Annotated in this window: 14 protein-coding genes; 7 read left to right on the forward strand and 7 right to left on the reverse strand. The window is 64.3% G+C overall.

Annotated elements, in window-relative coordinates; all coding sequences use genetic code 11:
* The first annotated feature begins 159 nt into the window (after positions 1-159).
* Positions 160-1,566, forward strand: a complete 1,407-nt coding sequence (locus BXU06_RS08290; protein WP_253189551.1) for a 3'-5' exonuclease family protein — start codon at positions 160-162, stop codon at positions 1,564-1,566.
* Between the two features lie 86 nt (positions 1,567-1,652).
* Here the strand turns inward: BXU06_RS08290 and BXU06_RS08295 are convergent, their stop codons facing one another.
* The 3 genes from BXU06_RS08295 to BXU06_RS08305 form a co-directional block, all read right to left on the reverse strand.
* Positions 1,653-2,927 carry an RNA-guided endonuclease TnpB family protein gene (locus tag BXU06_RS08295; protein ID WP_077298573.1) on the reverse strand — a complete coding sequence of 425 codons (1,275 nt, stop codon included), beginning with the start codon at positions 2,925-2,927 and terminating at the stop codon, positions 1,653-1,655.
* Between the two features lie 163 nt (positions 2,928-3,090).
* Complete coding sequence (locus tag BXU06_RS08300) at positions 3,091-4,527, reverse strand: cobyric acid synthase (RefSeq protein WP_253189552.1); 1,437 nt, start codon at positions 4,525-4,527, stop codon at positions 3,091-3,093.
* Between the two features lie 23 nt (positions 4,528-4,550).
* A complete protein-coding gene (locus tag BXU06_RS08305; RefSeq protein ID WP_077298575.1) occupies positions 4,551-5,384 on the reverse strand; it encodes an ABC transporter substrate-binding protein in 834 nt (277 codons plus the stop codon).
* A 409-nt stretch (positions 5,385-5,793) separates the two neighbouring features.
* On the opposite strand from BXU06_RS08305, the gene BXU06_RS08310 reads away from it, so the two are divergent.
* The 4 genes from BXU06_RS08310 to BXU06_RS08325 all read left to right on the forward strand — a co-directional run bounded on the left by BXU06_RS08310 (position 5,794) and on the right by BXU06_RS08325 (position 8,324).
* Positions 5,794-6,108, forward strand: coding sequence for a cupin domain-containing protein (locus BXU06_RS08310; protein WP_077298577.1), 315 nt, complete (start codon positions 5,794-5,796; stop codon positions 6,106-6,108).
* 96 nt (positions 6,109-6,204) lie between these two features.
* Positions 6,205-7,461 carry a cation diffusion facilitator family transporter gene (locus tag BXU06_RS08315; RefSeq protein ID WP_077298579.1) on the forward strand — a complete coding sequence of 419 codons (1,257 nt, stop codon included), beginning with the start codon at positions 6,205-6,207 and terminating at the stop codon, positions 7,459-7,461.
* Positions 7,462-7,503: 42 nt separating this feature from the next.
* Positions 7,504-8,109: a sigma-70 family RNA polymerase sigma factor gene (locus tag BXU06_RS08320; RefSeq protein WP_077298581.1), complete on the forward strand. Its 606-nt coding sequence runs from the start codon at positions 7,504-7,506 to the stop codon at positions 8,107-8,109.
* Positions 8,106-8,324 (forward strand): zf-HC2 domain-containing protein, encoded by a 219-nt coding sequence (locus BXU06_RS08325; protein WP_077298583.1) that lies wholly within the window; start codon positions 8,106-8,108, stop codon positions 8,322-8,324. Before BXU06_RS08320 ends, BXU06_RS08325 begins: the two co-directional genes overlap by 4 nt.
* Before the next feature lie 21 nt (positions 8,325-8,345).
* Here BXU06_RS08325 and BXU06_RS08330 read toward each other — a convergent pair whose 3' ends face one another.
* The gene (locus BXU06_RS08330; protein WP_077298585.1) at positions 8,346-10,028 is read right to left on the reverse strand and encodes an AarF/ABC1/UbiB kinase family protein; all 1,683 of its coding nucleotides are present in this window, start codon (positions 10,026-10,028) and stop codon (positions 8,346-8,348) included.
* A gap of 249 nt (positions 10,029-10,277) precedes the next feature.
* Between BXU06_RS08330 and BXU06_RS18605 the strand changes: the two genes are divergently transcribed.
* Complete coding sequence (locus tag BXU06_RS18605) at positions 10,278-11,135, forward strand: C40 family peptidase (RefSeq protein ID WP_253189553.1); 858 nt, start codon at positions 10,278-10,280, stop codon at positions 11,133-11,135.
* Positions 11,132-11,347 (forward strand): hypothetical protein, encoded by a 216-nt coding sequence (locus BXU06_RS08340; RefSeq protein WP_077298589.1) that lies wholly within the window; start codon positions 11,132-11,134, stop codon positions 11,345-11,347. The genes BXU06_RS18605 and BXU06_RS08340 overlap by 4 nt, the downstream gene beginning before the upstream one ends.
* A 75-nt stretch (positions 11,348-11,422) precedes the next feature.
* Here the strand turns inward: BXU06_RS08340 and kdpE are convergent, their stop codons facing one another.
* Genes kdpE through kdpC form a run of 3 tightly spaced genes read right to left on the reverse strand, consistent with a single transcriptional unit; the run spans position 11,423 to position 15,337 of the window.
* Complete coding sequence (gene kdpE / locus BXU06_RS08345; RefSeq protein ID WP_077298591.1) at positions 11,423-12,115, reverse strand: two-component system response regulator KdpE; 693 nt, start codon at positions 12,113-12,115, stop codon at positions 11,423-11,425.
* A complete protein-coding gene (locus BXU06_RS08350; RefSeq protein WP_216352560.1) occupies positions 12,087-14,750 on the reverse strand; it encodes a DUF4118 domain-containing protein in 2,664 nt (887 codons plus the stop codon). Before BXU06_RS08350 ends, kdpE begins: the two co-directional genes overlap by 29 nt.
* The gene (gene kdpC, locus BXU06_RS08355) at positions 14,747-15,337 is read right to left on the reverse strand and encodes a potassium-transporting ATPase subunit KdpC (RefSeq protein ID WP_150125155.1); all 591 of its coding nucleotides are present in this window, start codon (positions 15,335-15,337) and stop codon (positions 14,747-14,749) included. Before kdpC ends, BXU06_RS08350 begins: the two co-directional genes overlap by 4 nt.
* Between the last annotated feature and the right edge of the window lie 10 nt (positions 15,338-15,347).

Consider the following 15,347-nt stretch of genomic DNA (forward strand, 5'->3'; position numbering starts at 1 on the left):
GGCGGGTTCACCTGGCCGCCAGCTTGGAGGCGTGGCAGGGGCGGAGTATAGTCTGGCGTTTTTTGGCTGACGAGCGCACGATATCCGCCCCGGAACATGTCACGCCAACTGCACTCGCCCGCTTGTTTCAATCCGACTGCCCATTGCGAAAGCCTGCCTGTGTTTGATCGTCCTCTTGCCATTGTTGACCTGGAAACCACTGGCGGCCACATCACCCGCGACCGCATCACCGAAATTGGCATTTTGCTGGTAGACGGCGAGCAGGTGCGGCCATGGCGGGCGCTGGTCAACCCTGGCCAGCCGATTCCCCCATTTATCGAGCAGATGACCGGCATCAGCAACGCCATGGTGGCCGATGCGCCGCCATTTGAGGCACTGGCCGCTACGGTGCTCGAACTGCTGCAGGGCCGGCTGTTTGTGGCGCATAACGCCCGTTTTGACTACGGCCTGCTGAAAAACGCCTTTCGCCGGCTGAATATGAACTGGCAGGCCCCGCAGCTGTGTACGGTCAAGCTGTCGCGGCTGCTCTACCCGCAGCACCACAAACACAGCCTGGACAGCCTGATCGACCGTTTTCAGCTGGGCTGCGCCAGCCGCCACCGTGCGCTGGACGACGCCGAGGCGGTGTGGCGGTTTTTGTCGGCGGCGCGCACCGAACTGGGCGAAGCCGCGCTGAACCAGGCCGCCAGGCAGCTGTTTGGCCAGCCGCCGGCGCTGCCGCCACATCTGGACGCCAGCCTGCTGGAAGACTTGCCGGATACGCCAGGGGTGTACCGCTTCTGGGACGAACAGGGCGTGCCGCTGTATGTGGGCAAGAGCATCAATCTGCGCAGCCGGGTGTGGGCGCATTTTGGCGCGGACACCCGGCAAAACAAGGAAATGCGCATCAGCCAGCAGGTGGCGCGGATCGACTGGATTGAAACCGTGGGTGAGTTTGGCGCGCTGTTGATGGAGTCGCAGCAGATCAAGGCGCTGCAGCCGGTGCACAATGTGCGGGGCCGGCGCGAGCGCGCCTTGTGCGCCTGGCAGCTGTGGCCCAGAGAAGACGGTTTTTTATTGCCCCGGCTGGTGCAGGGGCAGGAGATGGATCTGGGGCAGGTGCGGGATATTTTTGGGGTGTTCCGTTCGGTGCGCGAAGCCAAGAAAACCCTGACCGACGTGGCCGACGCCTACCGGCTGTGCCATGGTGTGCTGGGCATCGACCGGGTCAGCGGCAAAAAAGGCCAGCCCTGCTTTGCCCGGCAACTGGGCCGCTGCCGGGGGGCGTGCGTGGGCCAGGAATCGGCCAGCCAGCATAATGAACGGCTGCTGCATGCCTTGCAACGGTTGCAGCTCAAGCCATGGCCGTTTGATGGGGCCGTGGCCGTGGTCGAGCAGGATGAGGTCAGCGGCAGCGTGGAACAGCATGTGTTTGACCACTGGCGCTTTTTGGGCAGCTGGCGGGATGGCCAGCCGCTGAACCCGGCTGAGCCAGTGTTTGAGCTGGACACTTACCGGCTGCTGGCCAAGTATCTGCTCAAGCCGCTGAAAAACACCCGCTTGCAACCTTGGCCGCCAGCGCCGTAATGCCATGAGGACGGTGGCAGGAGCATCGGCCTCTGTGGAGGGATGGATGATGCCCTCTGCCCAGACTGGTTGACATCCTCCCCCGCCTAAAGTCGGGGGATTCCTACGGCGCTCATCCCGGCATCAAGCCGGCATGAGTCGCTTCGGCGGGTTCCTGCTGCTGGCGGCATGACTGCACCGCTCACTTCACAGGCGATCCGGGCATCGTCCTGCCCTTCGCTACTCAGTAGCGCTTCGCCGTGGCGAAGCACGTTGATCGCGCCGACCAGATCGGCGTTTTCCTTAAAACCGCATTCCACACACTCGAACCGTTCCTGTGTGCGCCGGTTGTCCGCCGACACATGGCCGCAGGCAGGGCACGTCCGCGACGTGTTGCGTGGCGGCACGGCAATGAGATGCCCGCCGTTCCACGCCAGCTTGTAGTCCAGTTGGCGGCGGAACTCGGCCCATCCTTGATCGAGGATGGCTTTGTTCAGGCCGGACTTGGCTCGAACGTTCTTGCCCGGCTGCCCGGTTGTACCTGCCGCCGACCTGGACATATTCCGCACCTGCAAGTCCTCGATACACACCATCGCGTGGTTTTGGCTGATCGTGGTTGTGGCTTTGTGCAGATAATCGCGGCGGGCGTTGCCGATGCGGGAATGGATGCGCTGGACGCGGGCTTTCGCCTTTTTCCAGTTGCTGCTGAATTTGGTCTTGCGGCTCATGGCCTGCTGCGCTTTGCGCAAGCGGGCTTCGTGTCGCTTGAAGCTGTTGAGCGGGGCATGGAACGTGCCATCCGAGAGCGTGGCGAACCGTGCAATACCCATGTCGATGCCGACTGTACCGCCCTTTGGAATTGGCTGCTCGACCTCGCGTTCGGTCTGGATCGACACGAACCATTTGCCGCAAGACTGGCTCACGGTGACGTTCTTCACCGCACCCAACACTTCCCGGCTGTTGCGGTAGCGCAGCCAGCCGAGCTTGGGCAGGAAGATTCGGGCATTGGCCTGGTCGAGCTTGATCTGTTTCGGGTCTGGATAACGGAAGCTGTCGGACTGGCCCTTTTTCTTGAAACGCGGGAAGTCGGCCCGCCTGGCGAAGAAGTTGGCGTAAGCGCGCTCCAGGTCCTTGAGCGTTTGTTGCAGCGGATGAACCGGCGCATCCGCCAGCCATGCTGTCTCCGCGCTGTTGCGCCACTCGGTGAGCAGCTTGCACAGGCCCGCATAGCCCAGTTTCTTCTCTGCACGCTCGTAGCGCGCCTTCTGCAACGCCAGCGCCTTGTTGAACACGAAACGGCACGAGCCAGCAAAGCGGCGCATGTCGCGCTGCTGTTGGCCGGTCGGCATCAGTTCGTATTTGTAGGCTTGAAGGCGTTGCATACTGGTTTTTATACAGCCCATCCCCATCGACGGCAAGGACGGCTACGCCGTCCGCGCTATCCTTCCCCGCCCTGAACGGCGGGGCTTGCCGCGCACCGGGTCATGTGTTGGGGGTGACACCCGGTTTGCCGGGCGTCACTTCGAGCATGGCGTGCCACACCGCTCAGCGCGTGCGGCAGTCAATCTGCTGCAAACGCTGATACAGCGGCAGGCAGGCGTCGGCCAGCCGGTTCAGGCTGGTTTCGCGCAGGGCGTTGAGATCCACCTGCTGCTGGCTATGCAGCCCGGCCCAGGCCAGCAAGGCCTGGCTGGCCTGGGGATGGTCGAACAGGCCATGCAGATAGCTGCCCAGAATCTGGCCGTCGGCGCTGATGGCCCCGTCAGTGCGGCCATCGTCCAGCACAAATGCCGGGCGCTGGCAATCGGCACCATCGGTGTGGCCCAGGTGAATTTCATAGCCGCTGACTGGCGCATTGGCAAAGCTGCACTGGCCACTGACCTGGCGCAGCTGCTTGCTGGCGGCCAGTGTGGTGTTCACTGCCAGCAGGCCCAGCCCGGCACTGCTGCCAGCCTGGCCTTCGTGGCCGTCGGGGTCGGCAATCTGCTGGCCCAGCATCTGGTAACCGCCGCAAATGCCGATCAGCTTGCCGCCATAGCGCAAATGGCGGCGCAGATAGTCCGGCCAACCTTGCGCCTGCAAAAATGCCAGATCGGCGCGGGTGTGCTTGCTGCCGGGCAGGATCACCAGATCCGCCGCCGGCTTGGGCGCATCCGGGCCAACAAACTGCAGATTCACCTCGGGATGGGCGCGCAAGGCGTCAAAGTCGGTGTGATTGCTGATGCGCGGCAGCACTGGCACCACCACGTTCAGCCCTTCGCCGCGCTGCTCGGCCTGGATGGCGTCTTCGGCGTCCAGCATCAGGCCGTGCAGATACGGCAGCACTGCCAGCACCGGCTTGCCGGTTTTGGCTTCCAGCCAGTCCAGCCCGCCTTGCAGCAGGCGGATGTCGCCGCGAAAACGGTTGATGACAAAGCCCACCACGCGCGCGCGCTCGCTGGCCGACAGGCAATCGAGCGTGCCGGTGAGGTGGGCAAACACCCCGCCACGGTCGATATCCGCCACCAGAATCACCGGGCAGTCCACGGCTTCGGCAAAGCCCATATTGGCAATGTCACGCGCGCGCAGATTGATTTCCGCCGGGCTGCCGGCCCCTTCCACCACCACACAGGCGTACTGCTGGCGCAGGCGGGCAAACGATTCCAGCACCGCCTGCATGGCCGTGGTTTTATAGTGGTGGTAGTCGCGGGCAGACATGTCGGCGCGTACGCGGCCATGGATGATCACCTGTGCGCCAGTGTCGCTGCTGGGTTTGAGCAGCACCGGGTTGAAGTCGCTGTGCGCGGCCAGCCCGGCGGCCTGTGCCTGTAGCGCCTGGGCGCGGCCAATTTCACCGCCATCGACGGTGACGGCGCTGTTAAGCGCCATGTTTTGTGGCTTGAACGGTGCCACCGCCACGCCATCGCGCGCCAGTAGCCGGCACAAGCCGGCCACCAGGGTGCTTTTGCCGGCATCCGAGGTGCAACCCTGCACCATCAACATCGAAAAAGGAAAGTCTGTTGGCGTCATTCCGCCAGTGTACCGTGGTGGTGGGCATGCCAGCGACCAATCAGCTGTTGCAGCTGACTCAAACCATGCTGAATTGCCGCCGGACCTGGGGCGAGAATGTCGCTGGAGGGAATTTCACACACCATGCCATGCTCAGCCTGGCGCACGGCGGGAATCTCCGCCCAGCCGGGCCGGGCCAGCACTTCGTCGGCCTTGAACGCCCGGCCGCACCAGGAGCCGACAATAATGTCGGGCTGGCGGCGTACCACGTCGTCGGGGTCGGCAATCTTGCGCTCGCGCGCGCTGGCTCCCTGGCTGAGTTCGGCAAAGGCGTCTACCCCGCCAGCCAGCTGGATCAGCTCGGACACCCAGCCAATGCCGGTGGTGAGCGGCTCGTTCCATTCTTCAAAGTACACCACGGGCCGCCGCCAGCCGACCAGATCCCACAGCTTGGCCTGGGTGCGCGCCATGTCCAGCCGGGTGTGCAGGGTGATTTCCAGCAGATTGCCCTGTTTTTCCCGCTCCACCAGCGCGGCCAGCACCCGCACCATGCGCAGGATGCCAGACAAGGTGCGCTGATTGAACAGCAGCACTTCCACCCCGGCTTTGGACAGATCCCGGCACAGCTCGGCCTGCAGGCCAGAATAGCCCACCACCAGGTCGGGCTCCACCGCCAGGATGCGCTCCAGCTTGCCCGATGAAAACCCGCTGATTTTGGGCTTTTCCTGGCGTGCGCGCGGTGGATGGACGGTAAAGCCGGAGATTCCGGCAATATGCTCTTCGGCGCCCAAGGCATACAGCGTGTCCACCGCTTCGGTGCACAAGCAGGCAATACGTTGGTAATGGCTCATGACGGATTGGGCCTTTTCCTCATTGAACAGATAGATGAGAACCACGATAGTCAGGTGTGCCGGAGGCAGCCTCCCAGCACCCTGGGCAAGGGCATGGCAGGATGTGACACATGCCTATAAAAATGACATTTGGGTTTATTATCCTGCTAAGAATGTCATGGTAATGCATGTTGCGGCCACTGGCTACGTTTTGCCGGGCAAACGTGGCACAGAAGGCCCGCTTTGGGGGAATGCACGGGAAAGTGTGTGTGAAAGCAGCAGCAGAAGCCCGGTCTGCCGGGGTGGCTCCGGCGCATGCCGGCGCGGAAGACGGCCCTGGAAACCCTGGTGCGGGTTGGGCACAATAGCGGGGATTGCCAATTCAGGCCTGAGTATGCGCTCAGGCGCGCCTTTCGATGAACAGGATGTTATGTCTGCCGCCAATCTGCTGTCCCCGTTGCCCACCGCCATGCCGGATGAAATAGTCGATACCCTGCTCCAGCATGCTGCCCTGCGCATCGAGCGGATTGTGTCCAGAGGGCAGCATTCCGCACCGGATTTCTGGTACGACCAGGATCAGGCCGAGTGGGTGTTGCTGATTCAGGGCGCGGCGCGGCTGGAATTTGCCCAGCGCATGGTGTCCTTGCAGGCGGGGGATTATCTGCATATTGCCGCGCATGAAAAACACCGGGTGGACTGGACCGACCCAGAGCAGGACACGGTGTGGCTAGCGGTGTTTTATTGAGCTGGCGCGCACGTCTTCCTGCTGGCGCTTCATAAGCGAAAATTCATTAAGCTGTGTCACAATGGCCAACCATTTGATTTACATGGAAATTATATTGTGACGCATTCCCATTCGTTTGATCCGCGCGAAGAAGCTCCCTCCGCCCTGCGCCAGGCTGCCGCGCAACGCAGCACCTGGGTCAGCGTGGCGGTCAATGTGCTGCTGTCGTCGGTGCAGGTGGTGGTGGGCTTCTGGGCCAATTCCCAGGCGCTGGTGGCCGACGGGATTCATTCCTTGTCGGATCTGGTGTCGGATTTTGTCGTACTGTTTGCCAACCGCCACAGCGCCGCCGAAGCCGACGCCAACCATCCGTATGGCCATGGCCGGTTTGAAACCGCCGCATCGCTGGTGATTGGCATGCTGCTGCTGAGCGTGGGTGCCGGCATGCTGTGGTCTGCCGGGCATAAAATCCAGGACCCCAGCCAGATTCCGGCGGTACACAGCATTGCGCTGTGGGTGGCCGGGCTGGCGCTGGTCTGCAAGGAGCTGCTGTTTCGCTATATGCTGCGGGTGGCCGAGGCAGTGAAATCCAGCATGCTGGTGGCCAATGCCTGGCACGCCCGTTCTGATGCAGCGTCGTCGCTGGTGGTGGGCATCGGCGTGGCGGGCAATCTGCTCGGCTTTAGCTGGCTCGATCCGCTGGCGGCGGCGCTGGTGGGTTTCATGATTGGCCATATGGGCTGGAAATTCAGCTGGTCGGCGCTGTCTGACCTGATGGACCGTGGCCTGAGCGAAGACGAACTGGACGCCATCCGCGCCACGCTAAAGGCCACCCCCGGTGTGCGCGGGGTACACGATCTGCGCACCCGGCGCATGGGCGACCTGGCCATGGTGGACGCCCATTTGCTGGTGGACGGCTATATCAGCGTGTCGGAAGGGCATTATATTGCGGCCATTGCCCGGCAACATGTGCTGCAGGCGCACCGGGTGCTGGATGTGCTGGTACACATCGACCCGGAAGACGACAGCGGCCATTCGGCGCAGATGCTGGCACTGCCGCATCGCCAGCGGATTGAACAGGCGCTGAGCGAGGTGCTGGACGACACCGTGCGCGCCCAGGTGTCGCTCAAGCTGCATTATCTGCATGGTGAAATCGAGCTGGAAGCCGTGCTGGATCCACACGCCTGTCAGAATCAGGCCGAGCGTGAAGCGCTGGCGTATCAGCTGCATGCGCTGACCCACCAGATTGCCGGGCTGGGCCGGGTGCGCGTGCACCATACGCTGGATCTGCCGGCCTTGCCATCGCCCCCCGCCGCACTGGACAATGCCGGGGCGGCGCAGCCTGCGGCAGCGGGGGCATCGCCCAAACCCTGAGCGCAGCGCGCTTGGAGACATCAATTTGATCAGGAATCCAGCATGAGTGTTTCTGTCGGTGGCCAGGAAGCCGCCAGTCTGTTGCAGGATGCCGGTTTTCTGGCGGGCTTGCGCCGTGACCTGCTGCGTTTTGCCCAGCTGTATCTGAACCAGGACACCGACAGCGCCGAAGATGCCGTGCAGGAAGCGCTGCTGGCCGCCAGCCGGGCACCGGAGCGGTTTGCTGGCCGGGCGGCGGTGCGCACCTGGGTGTTTGGCATTCTCAAGCACAAGCTGATTGACGAAATCCGCCGCCAGCGCCGTCGGGTGTACCTGACCCCGCTGGACACTGACGACGACAACGATTTTGACGCCCAGTTTGACGCCAGTGGCCACTGGAATGCCGACGACCGTCCGCCGGTATGGAGCGACCCGGACGCTTCCTTGCAGCAGCGCCAGTTCTGGACCGTATTTGAAGCCTGCCTGACCCATCTGCCCGAGGCCACTGCCAGGGTGTTCATGATGCGCGAGTTTCTTGACCTGGATACCCCGGAAATCTGCACCCATCTGGAAATCACCCCGAATCACTGCTGGGTGATCCTGCACCGGGCGCGCCAGGGGTTGCGCCTGTGCCTGCAAACCCGCTGGTTTGGCGAGGAGGCGGCATGAACTGCAAACACGCCGCCTGGCTGATGTCGCTGCGTCAGGACCGCCCGCTGAAGCTGGGCGAGAACCTGGGCTTGCGCCTGCACCTGAGCTACTGCCCCGGCTGCCGGGCCTACCGCCAGCAGCTGGATTTTTTACAGCGCGCCTGCCGGGCGTTCACGCCACCGGAATCGACCGAAGCGCCCCCCTCTGACACCGACACGCCGTCCTCGCGCTGAATGGGCGTTGCCCAGGCGGGTTTACAGATCCTTGCCCGAACGCCAGATCGACGCCATCAGCCACAGGCTGTTGAGAAACGCCACCACAAACCCCAGAAACCCGAGCATGGGCAGGCCAAACAGCATCGGCCCGGCTTTCACCGTCATCACAATCGACGAGCCAATAATCAGGCAGCCGGTGACAATGCCCAGGGTCAGACGGTTGGCGCTTTTGTCCAGTTGCTGGCCAAAGTGGTCCAGCCGCTTGACGTCGATGTCAATGCGAAACTTGCCCCGGCGCACTTCCTTGGCAAACCGCGACAAGTCCTTGGGCAGGCCGCCCACCATGCCCAGCAGGTCCATCAGCGTGCGCCCGCCTTTTTCCAGCAGGGTGGCCGGGGTATAGCGGTCGATGATGATCTTGCGCACAAACGGCGTCAGGTGCTCCACCATCTGGAACGACGGGTTGATCTGCCGGGCAAAGCCTTCCAGGGTGATCAGCGCCTTGAACAGCATCGACAAGTCCGATGGCAGCATGATCGAGTGGTCGCGCATCAGCGCCATCACGTCGTTGATCAGTTGCGACAGGTTCAGGTCTTTCAGCTGCACCTGATCGTACTGAAACAAAAACTCGCCGATATCGGCCTGCAGAATGGCTTCATCCACCGCCTCGCTGCCGGTCCATTCCAGCAGCACCTCCAGAATGCCGCGCTCATTGCGCCGTGACAACGCCGCCAGCAAGTCCACCAGCTCGTCGCGCCGGCTGGCCGACAGGCGGCCCACCATGCCAAAGTCGATAAACACAATGCGGTTGTCGGGCAGGAAAAATACATTGCCAGGGTGGGGGTCGGCGTGAAAAAACCCGTCGAGCAGAATCATTTTCAGCACCGCATCGGCCCCGCGCGAGGCCAGCAGGGTGCGGTCCAGCCCGGCAGCGTCAGCCAGGTCCAGCCGGCTGGCCGGAATGCCTTCGATAAAGTCCTGCACATTCAGCCGGGCGTGGGTCAGCTCCCAGTACACCTTGGGCACCACAATCACCGGGTCGTGGGCAAAATGCTGGGCAAAGCGCTCCATATTGCGCGCTTCGGCAGCCAGATCGAGCTCGCGGCGCAGCGATTTGGCAAACTGATTGATCATTTCCCCCGGCTGATAGCGCCGAACGTCGGGAAATTCCAGCTCCACCAAGTAGGCCAGGTGCGACAGGATACGCAAGTCGGCCTCGATGGTTTCGGCAATGCCAGGCCGGCGCAACTTGACCGCCACCGGCGTGCCATCGTGCAGGCGGGCGCGGTGTACCTGGGCAATCGAGGCGCTGCCAATCGGGGTGTAGTCAAACTCGGCAAACACCGTGTGCGGGTCGCCATTGAGCTGCTTGGCCAGCCACGGCAGCAGCACCGCTTCTGGCAGCGGCGGGACATCGGTTTGCAGTTTTTCAAATTCGGCAATCCAGTCAGGCGGAAACACGTCCACCCGGGTGGATAAAATCTGCCCGAACTTGATAAAGGTAGGGCCAAGCTCCTCAAAGGCCCGGCGCACCCGCACCGGGGTTTCGATAAATTCTTCCGGATCGGGCAAGGGCACGCGCAGCCATTCGGTGGCGCGCTCCATGGCCTTGGGCAGTTTCAGCCGCTGGGCAAACTCGCCCAGGCCGTGGCGGATCAAAATGGCGCTGATTTCGCGCAGGCGCGGCAGGTCGCGCATGGCGACCAAGGTTTCTTTCAACATGAAAACATTCCCGCCCAATACAGGCGATAGACCGGCAACAGCATGGACAACGCGGCTTTACAGCGCAGACATCCTTCGATTAGAGTGCAGTCTATGAAATTGACCGTCCGCACGCTAGCCCTGCTGTGTGCCCTTCTCATGCCAGTCGCGTATGCGGCACCCGACACCGAGGCTGAACCTACCGGAAAATCCGGTCGGACGCCTGCGGCTGCCGACGCCCCGCATGTATCAGCGCCGGGTGAAGGGGCCGTGGGGGATCTGATTCTGCAAGCTGTCAGCCTGATGGGGATTGCTTACCGCTTTGGCGGCAACACCCCGGTCAACGGCTTTGATTGCAGTGGCTTCATTCGCTATATTTTTCAGTCTGCCGGGGTAAATCTGCCGCGCAGCGCCGCCGAGCAGGCCCAGGTGGGCCATCCGGTCAGCCGCGATGAGCTCAAGCCCGGCGATGTGCTGTTTTTCAACACCCGTGGCTTCAATTACTCACACAACGGGTTGTATCTGGGCAATGGCCGCTTTATCCACGCCCCGCGCACCGGCAAGAACATTGAAATCGCCAGCCTGAGCGCCAGCTACTGGAGTGGCCGCTTCAATGGTGCCCGGCGCATGGCCAAGGGCGCTGGCGGTGTGGTGCCGCGTGGCATCAGCGACGACATCAAACGCGCCGAAAGCCTGCCACGCAAGCCCCAGCCGGATGAAGCCGGATCGGGCACACTGGCCGACGCTGGTGCAGCCGCCCTGCTGGGCGGTGGCGTGGCGGCATTGACCAGTGGCAACCGCGTGCACGCCACGCTGGGCCGCGACCGTGAGCCGGTGGTGAAGGTGCCGGTGCTGTCTGCTGCGTGCAAGAGCAGCCGCAACGCCCGCACCGCCAAGTGCAAGGCAGAAAAGCTGACGATTGCCAAGGCCGAAAAGCAAGCGGCCAAGGCCGGGAAAAACGCCAAGGGCAGCCAATACACGCTGAAAGCCGGCAAGGCTGAATCGGGCAAGACGCTGAAAGGCAAAAGCCGCGATAAAGCCAGCAGCAAGGCCAACAGCAAGTATCGCGCCGCCAGCAGCAGCAAGGGCAAGGCGGCAGTGAAACCTTCTCACAAGAAAAAGCGATGAGCACGATGACCTTTCCCGTCTGGTGTGACCCGGACGGCCAGCCGGTGGCCTGTGTCGAAAAGATCAAGGTCATGCACGAAAATCTGGAAGAGCTGCGCCAGATGGCCCAGGATGCGCTGGAAGACGCCATCCTGATGGGCTGCGACGAGCACCAGGTACGCGCCTTCATGGTGGGCCTGATGCAGGGGCTGGAAAACCCGTATCAGGCCTGAGCAGGGTCAGCCCTTGCTCTTGGGACGCGCGGATGAATTCAGCAAAATTGTTTTTGCTGAATTCATCCGCGCCCTCTACCCCGCCGCCAGCCGGTAGCCCACCCCGGTTGCAGTGAGCAAAAACGCCGGGCGGGCGGGGGTGGCTTCCAGTTTCTGGCGCAGGTGGGCCATGTAAATGCGCAGATAGTGGCTGTGCTCCACCGCATTGGGCCCCCATACCGCCTTGAGTAGGTGGCGGTGGGTCAGCACCTTGCCGCGTTCGGCAATCAGCGCGCCCAGCAGGCGGTATTCCAGCTGGGTGAGGTGAACCGGCTCGCCGTTGCGGGTGACCTGGCGGGTGCGCAGGTCCACGCTGACCTGGTCGCCCAGGGTGACCACGCTGCTGGCCGGGCTGGCGTCGCCAGGGCGGCGGCGCAGCAGGGCGCGTACCCGCGCCTGCAGCTCGCCCACGCCAAACGGCTTGGTCAGGTAATCATCAGCACCCGCATCCAGCGCCAGGATTTTATCGCTTTCATCCACCCGCGCCGACAGCACCAGCACCGGCACGTCGCTCCAGCCGCGCACATCGCGCAACAGATCAACACCATCGCCATCGGGCAGGCCCAAATCCAGAATCAGCAGGTCGGGCTGGCGCGCGCCGGCCTCCACCAGGCCGCGCGCCAGGGTGTCGGCCTCATGCACGCGGTGGCCCTGTTCTTCCAGCGCCAGCCGGACAAAGCGGCGGATGGCGGCGTCGTCTTCAATCAGCAGCAGGGTGGCAGGGGTCATCGGGGCAGTTCTCCGGGTCAAAATCCAGCACTGGGGCATCGGTCAGCGGCAGCCACAAGGTAAAGCACGCGCCGCCCTGTGGCCGGTTGGCGGCAGCCAGGCGGCCATGGTGAACCTCGGCAATGGTGCGGCAAATGGCCAGGCCCAGCCCCACGCCGCTGATGCTGGATTCACGCTCGCCGCGACTGAACGCCTCAAACAACCGGGCCGGGTCGCCGCCGGGCAGGCCGGGGCCGTGGTCGGCCACCCGCAGCACAATCCAGTTGTCCTCACGGGCGACAGACAGGCAGATCGGGCTGCCGGATGGGCTGTATTTGCTGGCATTATCCACCAGATTGACCAGCAGGCGCTCCAGCAGCAGCGGGTCGCCGTACAGCAGCGGGCAATCGGCGGCCACGTCGATCTCCACCGGGTGGGCATCCAGGCTGCTGCCCAGCGCGGCCAGGGCGCTGCCGATCAGCTCGTCGGCGGGCAGCCAGTCCTGGCGCAGGGTAACGCCGCCGGCTTGCAGTCGGGCCATTTCCAGCAGATTGGTCACCAGCCGGGCCATGCGCCGGCTGTCGTCCAGCAGCAGGCCGGCCTGCTCGGCTTCCGGGCGCTGGGCGCGGCGCAAGCTATTGCACAGGGTTTCTGCGTTACCGGACAAGGCGGTCAGCGGGGTGCGCAGGTCGTGCGACAGCGCCGCCAGCAAGGAATGACGCAGGCGTTCGGACTCCATCGCCACCAGGGTGTGCTGGGCCACGTCGATATAGTGCAGCCGCTCCAGGGTTTGCGCCGCCAGCGCGGCCACCGCCTCGCACAGCCGGCGGTTGTCCGGGTCGGCCAGCTGGGCCGGGTCGGGCAGGGCAATCACCAGCACGCCACGGGTGCGCATGGGCGCTTTCAGCGGCAGATACAGGCACGGCGCGGTGGGCAGGGTGTGGGTGGCCTGACCGGCGGCTTCGGTGTGGTCGTAGCTCCAGCGCACAATCGCCGGATCGCCTTCCGGATTGAGCGTGGCATGCGGCTGCAGCGGGCCATCGTCGGCGTCGGGCAGCCACAGGCTGACGCGGGCGTCCAGGCTGCTGTGCAAAAACCGCGTGGTGATGTCGCTGACCTGCTCGGCCAGCAGCGCCGAGCCCAGCGCCCTGGCCATTTCGTACAGGGTGCGGGTGTGCGCCTCGCGCTGGCGGGCGCGGGCGGCGCTGTGTTGCTGGCTGGCCACCAACTGCCCGGCCACCAGGCCGACAATCAGCATCACGGCAAAGGTAATCAGGTATTCGACGTCGGACACCGCAAACGACAAATGCGGCTGGACAAAGAAAAAATCGAACAACGCCACCGACAGCACCGCGCTAAGCGCTGCCGGGCCACGGCCATGGCGCACCGCCACCCACAGCACGCCCAGCAGGTAAAACATCACCAGATTGGTCGGGTCGAGCACCCCGCGCAGGGGCAGCGCCAGCAGGGTGATGGCCGCGCACAGCAGAGCGGCGGCCAGGCTGCCCTGCCAGCCCAGCGGCGGCAGGGCAGCCGTGGGCAGCCAGCGCCGCCGGCGCGGCGCAGCCTGCGCCAGCCACAGCACGTTCAGCTCCGGTGCCTGCCGGGCCATCGCCTGCGCCAGCCGGGCCTGGCCAGCGCCCAGCGCCAGCAGTGACAGATTATGCCGCCGGGCGTAGTCAGCCAGCAGCGAAGCGGCGCTGGGGCCGGACAGCACCAGCGTGGTGGCACCTTGCTCCGCCGCACGCGACAACGCCGCCAGCGCCTGGGCCCGCGTCCGGGTGTCGCCATGACCGTCGTCCACCCATACCATATGCCAGGGGGCGGCCAGCGCCCGGCTCAGGCGCAGGCATTGGCGAATGGCGTCGTCGCAGCCATCGGCGGGTAAATGTAGCAACAGACCAAACGAGGTGTCCCACACCGGTGGGCGGCTTTGCACCGCGCGCTGGGCGCGCATCTGGCCGTCCACCCGGTCGGCCAGCCGGCGCAGCGCCAGTTCGCGCAGGGCAATCAGATTGCCCTTGCGAAAAAAATGCCCGGCGGCACGCTCGGCCACCTCGGGCAGGTACACCTTGCCGGCAGCCAGCCGCTGCAGCAGGTCGTCTGGCGGCAGGTCCACCAGCTGCACTTCGTCGGCATGGTCAAATACCGCATCCGGCACGGTTTCGCTGACCGCCACGCCCGTTACCCGGCTGACCACATCGTTCAGGCTGTCCAGATGCTGCACATTCATTGCGCTGTACACGTCAATGCCGGCAGCCAGCAGCTCTTCCACGTCCTGCCAGCGTTTGGGGTGGCGGCTGCCGGAGACATTGCTGTGCGGCAGCTCGTCCACCACCACCAGCGCCGGCTGGCGGGCCAGCACCGCGTCCAGGTCAAATTCGGCCAGGGTTTTGCCGCGATGTGCCAGCGCCTTGCGCGGCAGGGTTGCCAGGCCGGCCAGCATGGCCTCGGTGTCGGCGCGGCCATGGGTGTCCACCCAGCCAATCAGCACATCCAGCCCCTGGGCGTGCTTGGCCTGCGCTTCGGCCAGCATGGCGTAGGTTTTGCCCACGCCGGGGGCGGCACCAAAAAACAGCTTGAGCCGCCCACGCCGGCGCGGCAGCGCGGCCAGCAGGGCGTCTGGGTCCGGGCGCGGCGCATCACTCACACTCATGGCTGCCCCAGCATCTGGTTAAGTGCCAGCACATTTACCCGGCGCAAGCTGGGGTTGCCGTCGTCAAACCAGGCGGTTTCGGCCAGCTGGCGCACCTGTCCGGCCAGATGAACCGGATCCAGCCCGCGCGCTTGTGCCACCCTGGGCACCTGATACAAAGCGGCGGCCAGGCTGATATGCGGGTCCAGCCCGCTGGCCGATGCGGTCAGCAGATCCAGCGGCACCGGGCCGGCAGGCACCGGCCCCGCCGCCCGCAGTGCCGCGATGCGCGCCGTCACGGCCTGAGCCAGTTCCGGATGGCTGGGGCCCCAGTTGCTGCCCCCGGAGGCCATGGCCTGATACGGCTGTTCCGCCGTGGCGGATGGACGCCCCCAGAACCAATGCGGCTGGGTAAACGACTGGCCAATCAGGCTGGAGCCGATCACCCGGCCATTGGTCTGCACCAGGCTGCCATTGGCCTGGTGGGGAAACAGGCTTTGCGCCAGGGCAGTGACCAGCAGCGGATAAGCCAGCCCGAGCACAAGGCTAAGCAGCGCCAGCACGCGCAGGGCGGGAGAACACACAGCCAGAAATGGTGTAGGGGACATGATGGTTTCC

It is taken from the genome of Aquaspirillum sp. LM1 (assembly GCF_002002905.1).
GTDB lineage: Bacteria > Pseudomonadota > Gammaproteobacteria > Burkholderiales > Aquaspirillaceae > Rivihabitans.

Bases quoted from the DNA above. Each gene is read 5' to 3' on its own strand.
- kdpC (WP_150125155.1), bottom strand. From the start codon at position 15,337: ATGTCCCCTACACCATTTCTGGCTGTGTGTTCTCCCGCCCTGCGCGTG.
- BXU06_RS08330 (WP_077298585.1), bottom strand. From the start codon at position 10,028: ATGTTGAAAGAAACCTTGGTCGCCATGCGCGACCTGCCGCGCCTGCGC.
- kdpE (WP_077298591.1), bottom strand. From the start codon at position 12,115: ATGACCCCTGCCACCCTGCTGCTGATTGAAGACGACGCCGCCATCCGC.
- BXU06_RS08295 (WP_077298573.1), bottom strand. From the start codon at position 2,927: ATGCAACGCCTTCAAGCCTACAAATACGAACTGATGCCGACCGGCCAA.
- BXU06_RS08325 (WP_077298583.1), top strand. From the start codon at position 8,106: ATGAACTGCAAACACGCCGCCTGGCTGATGTCGCTGCGTCAGGACCGC.
- BXU06_RS08300 (WP_253189552.1), bottom strand. From the start codon at position 4,527: ATGTTGATGGTGCAGGGTTGCACCTCGGATGCCGGCAAAAGCACCCTG.
- BXU06_RS08350 (WP_216352560.1), bottom strand. From the start codon at position 14,750: ATGAGTGTGAGTGATGCGCCGCGCCCGGACCCAGACGCCCTGCTGGCC.
- BXU06_RS08320 (WP_077298581.1), top strand. From the start codon at position 7,504: ATGAGTGTTTCTGTCGGTGGCCAGGAAGCCGCCAGTCTGTTGCAGGAT.
- BXU06_RS08310 (WP_077298577.1), top strand. From the start codon at position 5,794: ATGTCTGCCGCCAATCTGCTGTCCCCGTTGCCCACCGCCATGCCGGAT.
- BXU06_RS08305 (WP_077298575.1), bottom strand. From the start codon at position 5,384: ATGAGCCATTACCAACGTATTGCCTGCTTGTGCACCGAAGCGGTGGAC.
- BXU06_RS08340 (WP_077298589.1), top strand. From the start codon at position 11,132: ATGAGCACGATGACCTTTCCCGTCTGGTGTGACCCGGACGGCCAGCCG.